The sequence below is a fragment of the Collinsella aerofaciens genome (genome assembly GCF_964283865.1).
In the GTDB taxonomy this organism is placed as follows: domain Bacteria; phylum Actinomycetota; class Coriobacteriia; order Coriobacteriales; family Coriobacteriaceae; genus Collinsella.
This window is the reverse complement of the sequence record NZ_CAXYLS010000019.1, coordinates 30,919-46,523: the sequence shown is the minus strand read 5'-3', so window position 1 is coordinate 46,523 and position 15,605 is coordinate 30,919. Positions and strand designations below refer to the sequence as shown.

Sequence of the window (15,605 nt, the reverse complement as noted above, 5' to 3'; positions counted from 1 at the left end):
ATCGCGCCGAGAGTACTGCGGGGCCAGCCCGTGGGAGGCCAGGGCGCCGCTGACCGGTGGACGGCACCGAGCCGTCGCAAGACTTGAAGAAGGGGGAGGCCTCGCGGCCTCCCCCTTTTTTGCGTTTACGGGGTGTAAATGACTCAATTACACCAGACGATCTTGTTGTTTTCGGTATTGAGCTTTTATTTAAAGAAAATAAATCGTATAACAAGGGCAACTGCTATGGCCGCAATGATCATAAGCAGGATTGTCAGCTGATGCTGCTTGCGTCGTTTACTTGACGAAACGAAGATTGACTTTCCCTGTTTTGGCGTTTCGAGATAGCGAGCCGAATGCGTCAAGGTTTGCTTGGGTCGAGGCCCTCTTTGTTGATGAGCGGCGGATGCTTTCATCGGCTCATCACTAGCTGCGCTGTTTTTAGATAATGGTGCGTCTTTCAGATATACAGGGTCTCCCGAGGCGACGCCCATATGTTTGCGCCCCGTTTGCGCTTCTTCGAGTGTTTGATATCGGTTTCTTGTCACATATTTGGGCTCTGGGTCATTGATGGGCTCTTGCGAGATGTGGGGGCGATGGAATCGAATCGGTTGCGGGCTGGATGCTTCGTCCTGCTCCGGCATAAACGTGTTGTCCTGTTTTTGATCGTCCATGATGCCCTTAGTTCGTCATCAATATCGTGTATGCGCCCATTGTAAGCCAGCCGTCTAGTTTTGATGGGATTGCATACATTATTTAAGCCTTCGTTCAAATTCCGTTTATTAGACAAAACCTTAGTCAACCAGACTCAGATATGCTTATATCAATAGACTCAAAAAACTTTATAGTCGATGTATATATAAGAAGCGGTTGGGCATATATATGAGCGTCAAAAGAAGTCCCAACCACCTAGAAGATGGCTCGGCAGTCCTTACAAGGAGTGGTAAACATGGCAAGCATGGTTCCTTATCGTTCGGTTTTTGGTGTCCGTCCTTCTGCAAGCTCGCTGTTTGATCTGTTTGATGATATGACAGACCTGACGAATAACTCGATTGCTTCCAAGGCGTTCCCCGTTGACGTTGAGGACAAGGGCGATGGCTACGAGGTCAAGGCGTATCTGACCGGTGTCGCCAAGGATGACATCGACGTCGAGCTCAATGAGGGTCGCCTGTCGATCAGCGTGAACGTTGAGGAGAGCGCCGAAAACGAGGGTAAGAACTTCCTCCAGAAAGAGTTCGGCTCGTACAGCGCGACGCGCGGCGTGTATCTGAAGGACGCTTCGAGCGAGGGCCTTTCGGCTAAGTATGCTGACGGCATCCTGACTGTTACGGTTCCCAAGATTGTCGAGAAGAAGAACGTCACGAAGATCTCTATCGACTAACGATGGCTCTGCTTCAATCGAGAGTATGAGTTAAGGGGGCTGGGAAGTGATTCCCAGCCCCCTTTTGTTGTCTTGAGTGGGCTATTGAATAGTTGTCGGTTGATACTGACTTGCAGGGCGTATCGAGAGCTTCCGTGGCCCTTGAAGACAGGTGGCTGAGCTGCCGAGTTCATCATCGAGACTTGCATCAAGCGCGTTGGCATAGCTTTTGACGGTAAGGCTTGGGCGATTATTGTCCTGGCTGATATGCATGGCGATGAGCTGTTCGGTGCGATCGGTAACAAGTTCTCGCGCGGCTTCGGCGGCCTGGTTGTTGGAGAGGTGCCCCTTTGTGGACAGGATGCGCTCCTGAAGAAAGCGTGGGTACGGTCCTTCGCGCAACATAGTTACATCGTGGTTACTTTCGAGCGCGAGAACTCGACAGTCTTTGAGGATGCCTATGGCCTTGCTCGATAACTCTCCGGTGTCGGTGGCAAACCCAATGGAATCATCGAGAGCATTAAATCGATAGCCGACCGGATTGATGACATCGTGCGATGTTGAGTAGGTTTGCACGTGGATGCCGGCAATGGGGAGCGTGTCGCCGGGGTCAAATTCCTCTACGGGCAGGTGCGCGAGGTTTTCTTTGCATGAAAGGGTGTCCCTGCTGGCAAAGAGGGGACCATGCCAGTGCTTGCACCATACATCGAGCCCCTTGATATGGTCACCATGCTCATGGGTGATTACAAGAGCGGCGACGTCGTCTGCCGAGAGGCCAAGCTCCGCCATGCGTTTAAGTGTCTCGCGGCGGGACAGGCCGTTGTCGATCATGATGAGCCCCTGAGGTCCCTCGACGAGTGCGCAGTTGCCTTTTGAGCCGCTGCCGAGGATATGAAGGTGCAGGCGAGACATAAGATTCCAAAGGATACAATGAGTGCGGACGAATAGAGGAGGAAGCGAATGTCAACGGTATCTCAGCACTATGGACATCATGCCGCGCCGAGGACGGATAAGAGCGCCCTGGCAACGCGGCAGGCCGCTGCCCCCGTAGTGCTCATGGTATCAGGCGGTGCGGACTCGACGGCGCTGCTCCTTATGGCCTGCACATCAAAGCTGGATATCCAGGACGGGCGCGGCGTCGCTCCCATTGCGCGCGAGCGATTGCACGTGCTGCATGTAAACCATCATCTGCGCGGGGAGGCATCCGATGGCGACGAGGCCTTTGTACGTGACCTGTGCGCGCAATACGGCTTGCCGCTGTGTGTTGAGCATGCCTATTTTGATGACGAATCGGGCAATATCGAGGCTGCGGCTCGCGAGGTGCGCTATGCCGCGGCACGGAGATATGTTCGCGAACTTTGTGCCGAATCGGGCGCACCGCGGACGGCGGCTCGTATCTGTACCGCGCATACTTCGTCGGACCGCGCGGAAACATTTTTGATGAACGCCATTAAGGGGTCGGGCCCGGCTGGGCTTTCGAGCATTCCCCGTCGAAGGAATATCGTGGTGCGCCCCTTGCTTGACCTAACTCATGGCGAGCTCGTGGGCTATCTACAGGTACATGGTCAGCCGTGGCGTGAAGATGAGAGCAATGAGGATGTCTCGTATCTGCGAAACTACGTGCGCCATAGAGTGATGCCAGTGGTGGCGCAGCGCAATGCGAGCGTCTGCAAGACGATTGGCGCCGCCTGCGAGATCTTAGGCGATGAGGATGCCTTTCTTTCTCAGCTTTCGGCACAGGCGTTTCGAAGCTGCCTGCGCAAGGAAGCGGTGGGCGCACTGGTGCTCGATGCGCGCCGTCTTGCCGCCGCTGAGGTTGTGATTGCACGGCGTATCGTGCGGTTGGCGATTAAGCGCATCGATCCCGACGCGCGACCGGAGATGCGGCACGTGGAGCGCGTGCTCGCCTGCGTCGCTGCGGGCTCGGGCTCGGTTACGCTTCCTGCGGGAATTGATGCCCGTGTGGAGTTTGGCATGCTGGCGTTCAAGGCCCCGGCGGCGCGCGAGAGTTTAGTGGCCGATTGGATCTCCGTTCCCGGTTGTCTGCCGCTGGGGGCGGGGCATATGCTGACAGCGGAGCCGATGGCTGTGGAGCCGGGGTGCGATATCGTGCACCGTGCCCGCGAGCTTGCTGCTGCCGGAAAGGTTGCGGCCTTGGTGGATGCGGCGGCCCTGGGGTTTGCCGACTGCGATGGCGAGCGGATGTTAGCCGGCTCGCGCGGGGAGATTCCCACCGAGGCACGATCGGCACGCCTGTGGGTGGATAGCCCTGTGCCGGGAGACGTGATGTGCCCGTTGGGGATGAACGGCCGAAGCAAGAAAGTGTCAGACCTGTTGAACGAGGCGCGCATTCCTGTTTCAGACCGCTCTGGCGTACCCGTGGTAAGAACGGCTCCGGGGGGTGCCGTAGTATGGGTCGCGGGCGTTCGCGCGGACGAACGTTTTAAGTGCACGGCGGCGACGCGCGTGGCCTATCTGCTTCGCGTGGTTGACGCGGATTAGCTCCTCGCACCAGCTTTTCTGTGCGGCGTTGACGGTATTCCCGCGCTGATGGTGCGCGGGCTGGAAAATATACCCCGTGCGCTGCTAGAATGTGTAGTTCGCGTCCATACGGCGGTGTGTGGGCGATTAAGCACAAGAAAGGGTTGTCATGGCTTCTCAACATCCGGATATCGAGAAGATTCTGTTTACGCAGGAGGATATCGACGGTATCGTCTCTCGCCTAGGCGAGCAGATTACTCGCGACTACGCGGGTAAGGATCTGGTACTGATTGCGGTCCTGCGCGGCGCCGTGGTCTTTATGGGCGACCTGATGCGCAAGATCGAGCTGCCGACCAACATCGATTTCATGGCTGTTTCGAGCTATGGCGACGGTGTGAAGTCTTCGGGTATCGTGCGTATCATTAAGGACCTGGATATCGACATCCGTGGTCGCGACGTGCTGATCGTCGAGGACATTCTGGACTCGGGCCTGACCCTCAAGTACCTGATGAAGAACCTCGAGAGCCGCAAGCCCGCTTCTCTGGAGGTCGCCGCCTTCCTGTGGAAGGACGTTGAGGACCGTACCTCGGCCGTCACGCCCAAGTATGTTGGAACCCATTGCCCCGATGCCTTTGTGGTGGGCTACGGCCTCGACTATGCCGAGCGCTATCGTAACCTTCCGTATCTGGGCATTTTGAAACCGGAGGTTTATTCGTAAGATGCCCGACGACCGTAACGATAACAATTCCCAGACTCCCCGGGAGCCTAAGATCCCGGGGATGCCCGGAGGCAAGAAGCCCACGCGTACGGGCTGGCTGTATTTTATTTTGGCTTGCGCGCTTCTGGGCTACGCCTTCTTTAACATGGGCTCCGGCTTTGCCAATTCCAGCAATACCGTAAAGCTCGCGACGAGCGAGATGGTGAGCGCCATTAAGCAGGATCGCGTCGAAGATTTGACCTATACGGTTCAAGACGGAAGCGTGGCGGGTCATTACTGGAAGACGAAAAAGGACAAGGGCGATACGAGCGAGCTCAAGAGCTTTTCCTCGACCTATGTCGGCTCCGATTCGCTTGCCGAGCTTATGGCGGAGCACCCCGATACCAAGTACATCGTCAACACCAACGACCCCGATTTTTGGGGCGACTTGGCGATGAGTGTGCTGCCGACGATTGCCCTGATCGCCATCATGTTCTACTTTATGCGCCAGATGATGGGCGCCAATAATAGGAACATGCAGTTTGGCAAGACCAATGCCAAGACCAACGAGGCTACGCGTCCCAAGGTCAAGTTCGAGGACGTTGCCGGCGTGGACGAGGCAGTCGAGGAGCTCGAGGAGATCCGTGATTTTTTGAGCGATCCGGATCGCTATCGCAAGCTGGGCGCCAAGATCCCGCGTGGCGTGTTGCTGGTGGGCCCTCCGGGCACCGGTAAAACGTTGCTGGCCAAGGCCGTTGCCGGCGAGGCGGGCGTGCCGTTCTTTAGCATCTCGGGTTCCGACTTTGTCGAGATGTTCGTGGGTGTCGGCGCCAGCCGTGTGCGTGACCTCTTTAAGGAGGCCAAGTCTCAGGCTCCGTCAATCATCTTTATTGACGAGATCGATGCCGTGGGACGTCAGCGCGGAGCCGGTTTGGGCGGCGGCCACGACGAGCGCGAGCAGACGCTCAACCAGCTGCTGGTCGAGATGGACGGTTTTGAGGAAAGCGAGTCGGTCATCCTGATCGCCGCCACCAACCGCCCCGATATTCTGGACCCGGCATTGCTGCGCCCCGGCCGTTTTGATCGTCAAGTTACGGTCGACCGTCCGGATGTGAAGGGCCGCGAGCAGATCTTGCGCGTGCATGCTGAGAACAAGCCGATGGACGAGGACGTTAAGTTTGAGAAGCTCGCCCAGATGACCGTTGGCTTTACTGGTGCCGATCTGGCGAACCTGCTCAACGAGTCTGCGCTGCTGGCCGCTCGCCGTCATCGTTCTGTGATCTCGATGGACGAGGTCGAGGAGTCGATGGAGCGCGTGATTGCCGGACCGCAACGCAAGGGTCGCGTGATGACCGAAGCCGAGCGCACCACGATTGCCTACCACGAGAGCGGTCACGCTTTGGTGGGCCACATCTTGGAGCATTCCGATCCGGTTCATAAGATCTCGATCGTCAGCCGCGGTCAGGCCCTGGGCTACACACTGCAGCTTCCGCAGGAGGATCACTTCCTCAAGACCAAGAACGAGATGCTCGACGAGCTCGCCGTGTTCTTGGGCGGTCGCGTTGCCGAGGAGCTCATGTGCGACGACATCACGTCGGGCGCGAGCAACGATCTGGAGCGCGCGACCAAGATGGCGCGCGAGATGGTCACGCGCCTGGGCATGAGCGAGGAGCTGGGCACGCAGGTCTTTGGCGAGGCGCAGCATCAGGTGTTCCTTGGTCGCGATTACGCCGATCACCAGGATTACTCTGAGGAGACGGCGCGCCGCATCGATATCGAGGTTCAGCGCATCATGCGCGAAGCCCATCGCCGTGCGGTCGAGATCCTGGATGCCCGCCGCGATCAACTCGATCTGATGGCCAAGGTGCTGCTTGAGCGCGAGACCGTTGAAGGCGACGCTGTGAACGCCCTGCTCGACAACGAGTGGGACGCTTACCTTGAGCGCGAGGGCGATATCCTGGCGGCCAAGGAGGAGCGCAATGCCAAGGCGGCCGGCATGCCGACCAAGAAGCGTGCGCCTCGCATGAGCGAGGAGGAGCTGGCGGCTGATGCCGCGGCCTTTGCGCAGGCGGCCATGCAGGAGGATGCCGAAGCCGCATCCGATGATGCTGGCGATGGCAATGCTGTCAACGCTGACGGCAACACCGACGCCGACAAATAGTCTTTGTGGCGAAAGCCTCCGCGGGAAACCTGCGGAGGCTTTTTCTTTTGTCTGTTGATTGGGGACAGACTTAAATGAGCGTTTTCACGCATTTAAGTCTGTCCCCAATCAACATTGCTGCGGCACTTTGCTCAGCTAAAGCGTACAATAGCGCCTATGCGAAAGGGGAACAGATGATCAACGAAACTATGTATGCTCGCGGTGCGGAAAGCTCCATCATCCGTGAGATCTTTAGCTATGGCCTTGAGCGCAAGGCACAGATCGGCGCGGAGAACGTATTCGATTTTTCGCTAGGTAACCCGAGCGTTCCGGCACCTGCCGCCGTGGCTGAGTCCATTAAGAAGGCCTTGGAGCTGCCGAGCGACCAACTGCATGGATACACGCCTGCGCCGGGTCTGCCGCAATGTCGAGCAGCCGTCGCCGACTCGCTCAACCGTCGCTTTGGCACGAGCTATGAGGGCAAGGACGTCTTTATGACGGTGGGTGCCGCGGCTTCGCTTACCTGCACGCTCAACGCGATTACCAATCCGGGCGACGAGGTCATCGTTATCGCTCCGTACTTCCCGGAGTATCGCGTGTGGATCGAGAAAGCTGGTTGCACGTGCGTCGAGGCGCTCGCCGATGAAGATACGTTCCAGCTGAGCGTGGATAACGTGCTCAAGGCGATTACCGATAAGACCGCTGCCGTCATTATCGACTCACCCAACAACCCGACCGGTGCAGTGTATACGCGCGATACACTGACGCGACTGGCCAATGTTTTACGCGAGGTCAACGCCAAGCGCGATTCCGAGAACCCAATCACGCTCATCTCTGATGAGCCGTACCGCGAGATCGTGTACGGTGCCGGGGTGCCTTGGGTGCCCTCGATCTACGAGAACACCGTGGTGTGCTACTCGTATTCCAAGTCGCTTTCGCTGCCGGGCGAGCGCGTGGGCTGGATTTTGGTTCCCAATACCAATCCGCAGGCTGCTCGCCTGATGCCGGCCGTTGCCGGTGCCGCCCGCACGCTGGGCTTCGTGTGCGCACCGGCCCTCTTCCAGCGTGTAATCATCGACTGCATTGATGAACCGAGCGATGTCGAGGCCTATGCGCGCAACCGCACCGCGCTTACCGATGCACTAGCGGAGTACGGCTACACCTATGTTGAGCCGGATGGTGCATTCTACTTGTGGGTGAAGGCGCTAGAGCCCGATGCGAATGCGTTCTGCGAGCGCGCAAAGAAGTATGAGTTGCTTGCGGTTCCCTCGGACAGCTTTGGTATGCCGGGTTGGTTCCGCTTGGGCTACTGCGTGAGTTACGAGACGATTATCAATTCGCTACCCGCTTGGAAACAGTTGGCGGACGAGTATCGTTAAAAGTAAAGCGCTCTGCCTACAATGTTTTACGTGAAACGGGGTTTGGTGTTAAGCCGGACCCCGTTGTCATGGACGTTGTGTCTTTGGGATGGAGTGGTTTTACGACTATCGAAGGCTATGCGTACAATGAATATAAGCGACGGCCGTGCCAGATAAGGAGACCTGATGCCCTACCTGCTTTCTTGTGACATTCATACCCATACGATGTTCTCTGCGCATGCATATTCGACCATTGAGGAGAATGTGTACTGGGCGGCAGAGCGTGGCCTGCAGGTGCTCGGATCCGCCGACCATCTGAGCTCTATGGTTACGGCTTGCCCCAATGACCTGCGCAGTTACCAGTTCTTTATCAACCAGGATATCTGGCCGCGCATTTGGAGCGGCGTGCTAGTGCTGCGTGGTGCCGAGGCCGATATCGTTTCGCTGGACGGAAGCCTGTTTGGCGAGGACACTCCTGTCACGCTCGATATCGCCGGCGATTCGTATAGTCGTGAGCATTCGCTGTTCGATTTAGTTACGCGTAATTTGGATTATTTGGTTGCAAGCGTGCATAATCCGCAGATTGCTGAGGGCGCGACGCTGGCCCAAACGACCGAGATGTATATCAATGCCTTGGAACACCCCAAGGTGTTCATGCTGGGCCACGCGGGTCGCTCGGGCGTGCTGTTCGATATCGACGAGGTGCTGTTGGCGGCTAAGGCCAAGCACAAGATTATCGAGATCAACAACCATAGTCTTGAACACGGTGTCGACACTGAGCATTGGGCTGTATGCCGCAAGATCGCCGAGCGCTGCGCCGAGCTGGGCGTGGGTATTGGCGTGTCGACCGATGCCCACATTGGCATGGCCATTGGCAAGCTCGATCACGCGCGCAAGATGCTCGACGAGATTCATTTCCCGCTGGACCTGATCGTGACGCGCGACCGCGAGACGCTGCTGCGTGAGATGGCGGCAGCCGGCGTGTGCGACCTGCGCAAGGGGATGTAGCGAGGCTCAATCTGTAACGAGAAAAGGAGCGGTCCAGACGGACCGCTCCTTTTCTTATGTCAGTAGATTAACGGCGTTCGAGGACGGCGACGGTCTCGGTATGGTCGGTATGGGGAAACATATCAACCGGCGTAATGCTGAGCAGGCGATAGCCTCCGTCAAGGAGCTGGTGCAGGTCGCGCTCTTGAGTGACGGGGTTGCAGCTGATATAGGTGATGCGGCGCGGCTTGAGTGCGCAGGCGGCTTCGAGGAACTCGGGGGTGGAGCCGGCGCGCGGCGGGTCGATGGAAAGGACATCGATCCGCTCGTTGTTGTCGGCGGCGTCCAGGATGTAATCGGTGGCGTCGTCGGCCATAAACCAAGCGCTGCGGGTGAGGCCGTTGAGCTCGGCATTGCGACGTGCGTCGGCAATGCCCGCCGGGTTGCGCTCCACGCCGAGCAGCATAATGCCGATGCCCTTGTCCTGGGCATCCTTCGCGGCGCACAGGCCGATGGTTCCGCTGCCGCAGTAAGCGTCCATAAGAATATCACCCTGCTGCAGGTCCATGCCGTCAATGGCAAGTCGATAGAGCAGCTCGGTTTGCTGCGGATTGGTCTGATAGAACGCGGTGGGGGAGATATCGAACTCGCAGCCGAGCAGCTGGTCGCGCATGCATTCGGCGCCATAGACGATACGAGTCTCCTCACCCAAGATGGCATTGCCGGGGCGACCGTTGATGTTCTGAGCGACGGTGACGATATGCGGATCGAGTGCGGCGACAGCCTCAAAGAACTCCTGCGCATGCGGCAGGTCGCGCTGAGCGGTCACGAGGGTGACCATAATCTGGTCGGTGCGCCAGCCGCAGCGAACGACGGCATAGCGAAGCAGCCCCAGATGCTTGTCTTCGTTAAAGGCAGGAATATGCAGACGTTCGGCCTCGCGAGCGATGCCGTTGAGAATCTGACGAGTGCCCGGCGCCTCGACAGGGCATTCAGGAACAGCAACGATCCTGTGCGTCCCACGTTCAAAAAAGCCGCAGCGGACAGCGCCCTCTTTGCCGGGAGCAAACGGAGTGGCAGCCTTATGACGAAAACCACGCGGCGCAGGATACTTGCCCGGGTCGCCCAGGGTAACACCCATACCGCGAATGGGATCAACGGCAACACCCTCGCGCTCACAGAGCTCAGCAAACAGCTCCTCCATAGCAGCCTGCTTGGCCGCCAGCTGCTTCTTATAAGGACGATTGAGCGCCGTGCACCCACCGCAAGCTTTCATGATCGAACAGGGAGACTTGGGGTCCACAACCTTACGCGCAGGCTGAGCCGAATCCTTGCGCGAGCCTTTGGAGCGAACGTGAGGCGCCTTATCCCCGCCCTGACGAGAGCCAGAACGCTTGGTCTTAACCTTGCCCTTCGCCGACTTACCCTTCGCATCCTGAGACGACTTGGATTTCTTAGAAGATTTTTTCTCCTCCGACCCCTCAGCCGCCTCGATCAAAGCACGACGAGCCTTACGCTCCGCACGAGATTCTGCCATGAATTAACTCCACTATTAAAGAAAAAGAAAAGTCCGAAGCAATTGTACCGTGCCAAGCTAGTGGACGATATGCAAGCGGCCATTTCATGTCAGCGATAAGTCCAACGACGTTTGCCCGGCGCGGGCGGGGAGCGGCGCGGAATTAAGTTTCCTGCTCTACAGTCCTGCGCAAGACGGAAAGCACATTTAGTGCTTTCCTTTGCGTGCGGAACTCGCGATAAACTTAATTCCGCGCCGCTCCCCGCCCGCGCCGGGCAAGCCCTCCCTTGTACTCCATTTCACTAAAGTGTATGATTCTGAACGTTACATGACTCACTTTACCTAACTAAAGTGCTATCGAGGGGGAATACCATGAATACCGATATGTCTCGTCGTCAGTTTGTTGGTCTAGCCGGCTCGCTCGCCGCGGTGCTTGGCCTTGGTCTTGTCGGTTGCGGCGGTGGTGCTGGCAAGGGCTCCGCTGCTGGTTCTGCCGCGGCCAAGGATGTGAAGGGCGCCGCGGAGTCCAAGAAGCTCGTGGTGGGCTTTGACAAGTCCTACCCTCCGTACGGCTTTGTGGGCGATGACGGCGAGTACACGGGCTTTGACCTTGACCTTGCCAAGGCCGTTGCCGATAAGCAGGGCTGGGATGTCGATTACGAGGCCATCGATTGGGATGCCAAGGACACGCTGCTCAACTCCGGCGCCATCAACTGCATCTGGAACGGCTTTACCATGGAGGGCCGCGAGGACGACTACACGTTCTCCGAGCCGTATATGCTCAACGAGCAGGTGTTGGTGGTCAAGAAGGACGCGGGTATCAAGAGCTGGGACGATCTTGCCGGCAAGACCGTGATTACCCAGACTGATTCCGCTGCGCAGGATGTGCTCGAGGGCGACCAGAAGGATCTGGCCGCGACGTTTGCCACGCTCGATACCATCGGTGAGTACAACACGGCGTTTATGCAGCTCGAGAGTGGTGCGGTCGATGCCGTTGCCTGTGACCTCTCGATCGCTCAGTATCAGCTGGCCGCCAAGCCCGATGCCTATACGCAGCTTGATGAGCCGCTGTCCAGCGAACACTACGCCGTCGGCTTTAAGAAGGGCGACAGCAAGTCGGCCGACGCCGTGACCGAGTCGCTCAAGGCGCTCTATGAGGACGGTACGGTCAAGGACCTGTGCGATAAGTATTCAAGCTATGGTCTATCTTTCGATAATTGGGTGCTCAAGTAATGTCTATTCAGGTCATGATGCAGATGCTTGGCCAGGGATTCTTGGTCAGCTTGCAGCTGTTTGTGCTGACGTTGCTCGGGTCGATTCCGCTGGGAATTCCCGTGGCGTTTATGCGCATGAGCAAAATTGCGCCGCTTCGCTGGATCGCGCGCATCTATATTTCGGTCATGCGCGGCACGCCGCTCATGCTACAGATGTTTGCCATCTACTTCGCTCCGTACTACGTGTTCGGCATCTCGCTCACGCCCGATTCCAAGTGGACGGCGTGCGTTGTGGCGTTCATCATCAACTACGCCGGCTACTTTGCCGAGATCTATCGCTCGGGCCTGCAGTCGATTCCGCGCGGTCAATATGAGGCCGCCGAGGTGCTGGGCTACTCGCGTCTGCAGACGTTTCTGTATATCGTGATGCCGCAGGTCGCCAAGCGTATTCTGCCGGCGATGGGCAACGAGATCATCACACTGGTCAAGGACACGTCGCTGGCGTTTGCCATTGGCGTGGGTGAGATGTTCTCGACCGCCAAGGCGCTGGTCGCCTCGCAGGTGAGCATGGTGCCGTTTGCGATTGCGGCGTTGATCTACTGGGTCTTTAACTTTGTGGTCGAGATGCTGCTGGGCGCTGCCGAAAAGAAGCTGGACTATTATCATGACTAACTCAGTGATGAAAATCGAAAGCGCGCGTAAGGCGTTTGGCGGCAATGAGGTGCTCAAGGATATCTCACTCGAGGTAAAGCGTGGCGAGGTCGTGGCGATTATCGGACCTTCGGGCGGCGGTAAGTCTACGCTGCTGCGCTGTGCCACGCTGCTCGAGACACTCGACGGAGGCTCTCTCTCGTTTGGCGACCTTGCCGTTGCGACGGACGCGGGGCCGGGTGCGGTCTATGCGAAAGGCGACGTGCCCAAACAGGCGCGCTCGCGGTTTGGTCTGGTGTTCCAGAACTACAATCTGTTCCCGCACTATACGGTGATGAAAAACATCATCGACGCGCCGATCCGCGTGCTTAAGCGCCCGCGCGAGCAGGCGGAGGCGCGTGCGCGTGAGTTGATCGCGCAGATGGGGCTTACGGGCAACGAGAACAAGGTGCCGTGTGAGCTTTCGGGCGGTCAGCAGCAGCGCGTGAGTATTGCCCGCGCCCTGGCGCTCGATCCGGAAATCTTATTCTTTGACGAGCCGACCTCGGCACTCGATCCCGAGCTGACGGCCGAGGTGCTGCGTGTCATTAAGGACCTGGCGGCGCAGAATATGACGATGGTAATCGTGACCCACGCGATGCAATTTGCGCGCGATGTTGCCGACCACGTGGTCTTTATGGACGGCGGTCGCATTGTCGAGGAGGGATCTGCCGAACAGGTTATCGACCATCCGCGCGAGCAGCGCACGCGTGAGTTCTTGAGCCGTATCGAGGGATAGGCTCAGGTATTTACTCAACTATTAATTGAGGCGAAGCCGCCACAGGTCTTACGGTCTGTGGCGGCTTTTTGTTTACATCGACGGGGTTCAATAATTGCCCCACAAGCTTGTCTCTTCCTCTCGCCGCCTGTATTCATACGTGTGCCGAAAGGTATGCATGGACAGCCGTCCGTGAGGGTAGGGTGGTGGCATAGGACATTTGGAGGGTGAGTCGGCTCGGCTGCCGACCATGCTGCTCCCGGGACGGCACCGACCGCGAACTCTCCCCGTTGGCGTCGCGCATTGCGCGCGGCCCTGCAAGGAGGTCATCATGGGTGCTCCCAAGACCGGTAACGTAAGGAACGTGGTGCTCGTAGGCCAAGGCGGGGTGGGCAAGACTTCACTCGCCGAGGCCATGCTCCACCTTTCCGGCAAGACCGCCCGCCTGGGCGGCCACGACGGCACCAAGCCCACGCTCGACTATGACCCCGAAGAGGTCAAGCGTGCATTTTCCATCTCGACGACCATCGCGCCGATCGACTGGAAGGGCGCGCGCATCAATGTGCTCGATGCCCCGTGCTACCCCGATTTTATCGGCGACGCCTTTGCCGCGATGAGCGTCTGCGAGACGGCTCTGTTTGTGGTCGACGCCGAGGCCGGCCCGCAGCCTACGACGGTTAAGCTCTGGTATGCCGCCGAGGACCTACGCCTGGCACGCGCGGTGTTCGTAAACCGCCTGTCGCGCTCCGAGGCCAGCTTTGCGACCACGATGGACCTGCTGCAGGAGCGCTTTGGCACGCGCCTGGGCGCCGTGACCCTTCCCTGGGGCGAGGGCGGGGACTTTGACGGCATCATCGACCTGGTGCGCATGAAGGCGCGCCACTGCAACGGCGCCGAGGCCGTTGAGTCGGAGATTCCCGATGAGTATCGTGCCCAGGCCGAGGAGGCCCATGACCATCTGTGCGAGCTGGTGGCCGAGGCTGACGACGAGCTGATGATGAAATACCTGGAAGGCGAGGAGACGCTGACGCAGGAGGAGCTTGAAGGCCTGCTGTCTAAGGCGATCGCCGAGCGCATCTTTGTGCCGGTCTTTGCGGGCGATTGCATTAAGGAGCAGGGCGTCAACTCGCTGATGGACGACATCGCCACGTACTTCCCGGCGCCGACCGACTACGGCGAGATGCCGCTCATCGACGGTGATTCGCTTAAGATTTCGAGTGACGATGACCGTCCGGTGGCGTTTGTGTTTAAGACGCTGGCCGATCCGCAGCAGGGCCGCATCAGCTTTATCAAGGTGCTGACGGGCACGCTTGAGCCGGGTCTTGAGTTGGTCAACGCGCGTACCCGCAAGAGCGATCGTTTGGCTCACCTGTATGTGATGTGCGGCCGCGACATGACCGAGGTCGGTCACGCCTATGCCGGCGACATTATCGTGGCGCCAAAGTTGGCGGCAGAGACGGGTGACACGCTCTCCATTACCGGTAAGGTCGAGGCAGCGGCGTTTAAGTTCCCCAACTCGCAGTACCGCATTGCCATCGAGGCCGAGAACCGCGGCGACGAGGAGAAGCTCTACACGTTTATCGAGAAGGCGTGCAAGGCTGATCCGACCATGAGCATCGATCGTGACGAGGAGACGGGCCAGACTATCATCTCCGCCGTGGGTGAGGCGCAGGTTTCGGTGCTGCTCAACCGTTTGGAGGATCGCACCAAGGTCGCCGCCAAGAGCGTGCCGATCCGCATTCCGTATCGCGAGACCATCCGCCGCACGGCGAGCGCCCAGGGTCGCCACAAGAAGCAGACCGGCGGCGCCGGTCAGTACGGCGACTGCTGGCTGCGCGTGGAGCCGCTCATTGGGCCCGACGGCACGAGCGACGGCTATGAGTTCGTGGACGAGGTCGTGGGTGGCCGCATCCCGCGCTCGCTGATTCCCGCCGTGGACAAGGGCGTCCAGGAGACCATGAAGGACGGTATTATTGCCGGCTACCCGCTCACGGGCATTCGCGTGGCTGTGTACGATGGCTCGTATCACAGCGTCGACTCCAACGAGATGGCGTTCCGCGCGGCGGCCCGCATCGGCCTGCGCAAGGCGTGCGCCGATGCCGACCCGGTGGTGCTGGAGCCTATCGAGGAAATCACGGTGACGATCCCCGAGAGCTACGCTGGTGCCGTGATGGGCGACATCTCGGCCTCGCGCGGTCGCGTGACAGGTATGGAGACCGATGAGCGCGGCGATACCGTGGTCATTGCCCAGGCGCCGCTGGCCGAGCTGACGGATTATTCGACGCGCCTGCGCTCCATCACGCGCGGAACGGGCGACTTTACCATGAAGCCTGCGGGCTATGAGCAGGTGCCTTATGACGTTCAGGCCAAGCTGGTCGAGCGCTATGAGGAGGGCCGCGCCAAGTAGGGCGGGGCTTTGCCTGCGCCACGCATGTTGATGCAAGGGCCGCTCTGGGTAATCCGGA

General features: G+C 58.7%; 13 protein-coding genes. 10 read left to right on the top strand and 3 right to left on the bottom strand.

The window, feature by feature from the left end; all coding sequences use genetic code 11:
- Positions 1 to 185: 185 nt before the first annotated feature.
- Positions 186 to 653: a hypothetical protein gene (locus ACRX4W_RS08785; protein WP_117582923.1), complete on the bottom strand. Its 468-nt coding sequence runs from the start codon at positions 651 to 653 to the stop codon at positions 186 to 188.
- A gap of 275 nt (positions 654 to 928) precedes the next feature.
- Here ACRX4W_RS08785 and ACRX4W_RS08780 point away from each other — a divergent pair, with 275 nt between their 5' ends.
- On the top strand, positions 929 to 1,360 hold the full coding sequence (locus ACRX4W_RS08780; protein WP_432300110.1) for an Hsp20/alpha crystallin family protein: 432 nt from the start codon (positions 929 to 931) through the stop codon (positions 1,358 to 1,360).
- Between the two features lie 81 nt (positions 1,361 to 1,441).
- Here ACRX4W_RS08780 and ACRX4W_RS08775 read toward each other — a convergent pair whose 3' ends face one another.
- Positions 1,442 to 2,251 carry an MBL fold metallo-hydrolase gene (locus ACRX4W_RS08775; protein ID WP_432300108.1) on the bottom strand — a complete coding sequence of 270 codons (810 nt, stop codon included), beginning with the start codon at positions 2,249 to 2,251 and terminating at the stop codon, positions 1,442 to 1,444.
- A gap of 48 nt (positions 2,252 to 2,299) precedes the next feature.
- Between ACRX4W_RS08775 and tilS the strand changes: the two genes are divergently transcribed.
- The 5 genes from tilS (at position 2,300) to ACRX4W_RS08750 (ending at position 9,023) form a co-directional block, all read left to right on the top strand.
- Positions 2,300 to 3,841, top strand: coding sequence for a tRNA lysidine(34) synthetase TilS (gene tilS / locus ACRX4W_RS08770; RefSeq protein ID WP_432300106.1), 1,542 nt, complete (start codon positions 2,300 to 2,302; stop codon positions 3,839 to 3,841).
- 148 nt (positions 3,842 to 3,989) lie between these two features.
- Positions 3,990 to 4,538: a hypoxanthine phosphoribosyltransferase gene (hpt, locus tag ACRX4W_RS08765; protein ID WP_432300104.1), complete on the top strand. Its 549-nt coding sequence runs from the start codon at positions 3,990 to 3,992 to the stop codon at positions 4,536 to 4,538.
- A 61-nt stretch (positions 4,539 to 4,599) separates the two neighbouring features.
- Entirely contained in the window at positions 4,600 to 6,678 is a 2,079-nt protein-coding gene (gene ftsH, locus ACRX4W_RS08760; protein ID WP_271744720.1) for an ATP-dependent zinc metalloprotease FtsH, read from the top strand.
- Between the two features lie 173 nt (positions 6,679 to 6,851).
- Positions 6,852 to 8,036 carry a pyridoxal phosphate-dependent aminotransferase gene (locus ACRX4W_RS08755; RefSeq protein WP_432300101.1) on the top strand — a complete coding sequence of 395 codons (1,185 nt, stop codon included), beginning with the start codon at positions 6,852 to 6,854 and terminating at the stop codon, positions 8,034 to 8,036.
- A 165-nt stretch (positions 8,037 to 8,201) separates the two neighbouring features.
- Positions 8,202 to 9,023, top strand: a complete 822-nt coding sequence (locus ACRX4W_RS08750) for a phosphatase (RefSeq protein ID WP_349103199.1) — start codon at positions 8,202 to 8,204, stop codon at positions 9,021 to 9,023.
- Positions 9,024 to 9,090: 67 nt separating this feature from the next.
- On the opposite strand, the gene rlmD is transcribed toward ACRX4W_RS08750, so the two are convergent.
- The gene (rlmD, locus tag ACRX4W_RS08745; protein ID WP_432300099.1) at positions 9,091 to 10,539 is read right to left on the bottom strand and encodes a 23S rRNA (uracil(1939)-C(5))-methyltransferase RlmD; all 1,449 of its coding nucleotides are present in this window, start codon (positions 10,537 to 10,539) and stop codon (positions 9,091 to 9,093) included.
- A gap of 351 nt (positions 10,540 to 10,890) precedes the next feature.
- Between rlmD and ACRX4W_RS08740 the strand changes: the two genes are divergently transcribed.
- From ACRX4W_RS08740 to ACRX4W_RS08725, 4 genes are all read left to right on the top strand, one after another.
- Complete coding sequence (locus ACRX4W_RS08740; RefSeq protein WP_432300097.1) at positions 10,891 to 11,751, top strand: transporter substrate-binding domain-containing protein; 861 nt, start codon at positions 10,891 to 10,893, stop codon at positions 11,749 to 11,751.
- Entirely contained in the window at positions 11,751 to 12,404 is a 654-nt protein-coding gene (locus tag ACRX4W_RS08735) for an amino acid ABC transporter permease (protein WP_099432382.1), read from the top strand. Before ACRX4W_RS08740 ends, ACRX4W_RS08735 begins: the two co-directional genes overlap by 1 nt.
- Positions 12,397 to 13,161 (top strand): amino acid ABC transporter ATP-binding protein, encoded by a 765-nt coding sequence (locus ACRX4W_RS08730; RefSeq protein WP_271807125.1) that lies wholly within the window; start codon positions 12,397 to 12,399, stop codon positions 13,159 to 13,161. Before ACRX4W_RS08735 ends, ACRX4W_RS08730 begins: the two co-directional genes overlap by 8 nt.
- Positions 13,162 to 13,471: 310 nt before the next feature.
- Complete coding sequence (locus ACRX4W_RS08725) at positions 13,472 to 15,547, top strand: elongation factor G (RefSeq protein WP_432300095.1); 2,076 nt, start codon at positions 13,472 to 13,474, stop codon at positions 15,545 to 15,547.
- Positions 15,548 to 15,605: the final 58 nt, after the last annotated feature.

Bases quoted from the DNA above. Each gene is read 5' to 3' on its own strand.
- ACRX4W_RS08735 (WP_099432382.1), top strand. From the start codon at position 11,751: ATGTCTATTCAGGTCATGATGCAGATGCTTGGCCAGGGATTCTTGGTC.
- ACRX4W_RS08775 (WP_432300108.1), bottom strand. From the start codon at position 2,251: ATGTCTCGCCTGCACCTTCATATCCTCGGCAGCGGCTCAAAAGGCAAC.
- ACRX4W_RS08740 (WP_432300097.1), top strand. From the start codon at position 10,891: ATGAATACCGATATGTCTCGTCGTCAGTTTGTTGGTCTAGCCGGCTCG.
- ACRX4W_RS08785 (WP_117582923.1), bottom strand. From the start codon at position 653: ATGGACGATCAAAAACAGGACAACACGTTTATGCCGGAGCAGGACGAA.
- ftsH (WP_271744720.1), top strand. From the start codon at position 4,600: ATGCCCGGAGGCAAGAAGCCCACGCGTACGGGCTGGCTGTATTTTATT.
- hpt (WP_432300104.1), top strand. From the start codon at position 3,990: ATGGCTTCTCAACATCCGGATATCGAGAAGATTCTGTTTACGCAGGAG.
- ACRX4W_RS08780 (WP_432300110.1), top strand. From the start codon at position 929: ATGGCAAGCATGGTTCCTTATCGTTCGGTTTTTGGTGTCCGTCCTTCT.
- ACRX4W_RS08725 (WP_432300095.1), top strand. From the start codon at position 13,472: ATGGGTGCTCCCAAGACCGGTAACGTAAGGAACGTGGTGCTCGTAGGC.
- rlmD (WP_432300099.1), bottom strand. From the start codon at position 10,539: ATGGCAGAATCTCGTGCGGAGCGTAAGGCTCGTCGTGCTTTGATCGAG.
- tilS (WP_432300106.1), top strand. From the start codon at position 2,300: ATGTCAACGGTATCTCAGCACTATGGACATCATGCCGCGCCGAGGACG.
- ACRX4W_RS08730 (WP_271807125.1), top strand. From the start codon at position 12,397: ATGACTAACTCAGTGATGAAAATCGAAAGCGCGCGTAAGGCGTTTGGC.
- ACRX4W_RS08750 (WP_349103199.1), top strand. From the start codon at position 8,202: ATGCCCTACCTGCTTTCTTGTGACATTCATACCCATACGATGTTCTCT.
- ACRX4W_RS08755 (WP_432300101.1), top strand. From the start codon at position 6,852: ATGATCAACGAAACTATGTATGCTCGCGGTGCGGAAAGCTCCATCATC.